Origin of the sequence: Burkholderia sp. BCC1996 (assembly GCF_905339955.1) — a bacterium.
Lineage (GTDB): Bacteria > Pseudomonadota > Gammaproteobacteria > Burkholderiales > Burkholderiaceae > Burkholderia.
The window spans coordinates 1-2,010 of record NZ_CAJPHM010000069.1 but is presented as its reverse complement, the minus strand read 5'-3'; the positions used below and the strand labels follow the sequence as shown (position 1 = coordinate 2,010).

The window sequence follows — 2,010 nt, the reverse complement described above, 5'->3', positions numbered from 1 at the left end:
AGTTGCGGCCTTGCCGATCCAGGCGAGCGGCTCGCGCTCGGTGTTGAAGTTCGGGCCGGCGAGGAACAGCACGACGAGGTTCTCGTTGATCTGCGCATCCATGGGCGGGAAGTTCGGGGCGTCCCAGTTCATCGCCCATACGGTCTTGTCAGGGTTCGCCTGCAAGTAGTCCAGCGCGTTGTTCAGCGATGTGAAGCCGGCGTTTGCGCCGCCCTGAGTGATTTGCACGTCGGGAGGCGTGTCGCGGCTCCACATCGTCGGGAAATGCGGATTTCCGATCAAGAAGGTATCTGCAATTTCCTTGGTCAAAAACTCCCTCGACTCGGCGATTTCGAGTCGTTCAGGGATTGCCTGCTCAACGTGGATGCCTGCCAGCTCGCGCCAATCCTGAGAGTTCTCGGATTTAACCGTGTAGAAGTACGATGCATTCATCGCGTAGCGGTTGCGTAGCAGATCCAGGAATTCTTCCATGTACTTATGGTAGAAGCCCTTGAACGTTTCCTGCCCCTCGTTGCCGTACGCAATGCCGGCTACTGATTGCACTGTAGTAAAGGACTTCGGATCCGTGCGGACCATATCGTCATTCTTGTTTGGTGCTACAAGTCCCTGCGCCCAAAGCAATTGCCACTCTGTGGGATAGTCCTTGCGTTGCAACGGATTCAGCCAGATCAGGCCGATGACCTGGGCAATGATCGGCTCCGCCGTTTTTTCTATAGCAGGTGCTGCATTCGCTGCTGGCTTCAGAGTGGAGCCGGCGTGCGCAGCGCGCATCGCAGCCGTGGTGAACAGAAGCACCATAAGAGCGACCAAACCCGGTAAGAGAACCAATCGCTTCATCCAATCACCTATTTCCAGATGTGCCGGGTCGGGTTGTTCTACGTACGCGACCAGCGAGGCCATGAACAGGATAGTGATCAGCCATGCCGAAATGGCAAATGCGATTCGGCGCGGCCATGTAGCAATCAGTGCCGTCATATCAAGTCTCCGGCCTTCAGATAGAACTCACCTTCGCGTTCATCCAAGATCGTGCCTGGTAGGTTGCCCTCACTGTTCTCTGCATGAACCCATTTATGCATGGGGAGTCCATCGACGGTGCCGGATTTGAAGTACTTCGCAAATTTCTTGTTCCGATCGTCATCCGAGATTCCACTTGCCATGCGCCAGTCGGCTTGAACGCGCAGCGCGTTGATCTGCTTTTCCGTCAGATAGCACAGGCCCACAGCGACGTCATACGCAAGCGCCTTTTCGGCATGCTCAGGGTTGGTCATCGTCGTCGAGTGATTCGTCGGGCTGTTGGTCGTGCCGCGATCGAGCCAATCGACGATCTGTTTGTCGCGCCAATCCTTGTAGCCTTCGGGCATCGCGCTTTTGCCGTCCTCGCCGATCACGTGGCCGTCGCCGTCGAGCCATTCGGTGTTTAGCGTCCGACGCGCTTCCATTCGCATCAGCGCGCGGTCCTCGTAACGTTGTCCGGCTTCCGTTGCGGCCGTACCTTGAGCGACGCTGTCCTGGTTCTTCGCCTTGTACTGGTCGTAGGGGTCGTCGGCTCGCTTGTCCGCGTCAGCCTTGTTCGCATCGCGCCATGCAGCCGGCGGATCGTTGCCTTCGTTGAAGTCGCTGATCGCGTCGCCGTCCTTGGTCGCGACTGACTTGCCGAATCGCAAGGCCTTCGGCGGGAATGGCTCGTCAAGCGCCGGAGCATCCGCCACCACTGTCCAGCCCTTCGGCGGATCGGCGTTCACACGGAGCATGTTCAATGCCGAACTGATGCCGGTCACGACGAACATGAGTGGCGCGGTCACGAGCGTCGCCGCCACACCGAACACAGACTCGTTCCCTCTGATCGCACCCACCAGATTGAATTTGGCTGGCGGCGACGGCGGATACCAGAACCCCGGCTTCGTTCCTTGTTTGCCGTGTCGCCAATCGTCTTCCCAATACCGGTACGGTTTCTGCACGCCGACCGCGAAACCCGATGCAAACACGCGCTGCGTCAGGATACCGGCCGTG

General features: G+C 58.3%; 2 protein-coding genes. Both read right to left on the bottom strand.

The window, feature by feature from the left end; all coding sequences use genetic code 11:
• The coding region (locus U4Z64_RS37185) for a virulence factor (RefSeq protein ID WP_321822672.1) at positions 1 to 975 on the bottom strand (975 nt) is incomplete at its 3' end.
• Positions 972 to 2,010: effector protein Tle3 domain-containing protein (locus U4Z64_RS37180; protein WP_321822671.1), on the bottom strand; the 1,039-nt coding region annotated here is incomplete at its 5' end. The genes U4Z64_RS37185 and U4Z64_RS37180, both read right to left, overlap by 4 nt.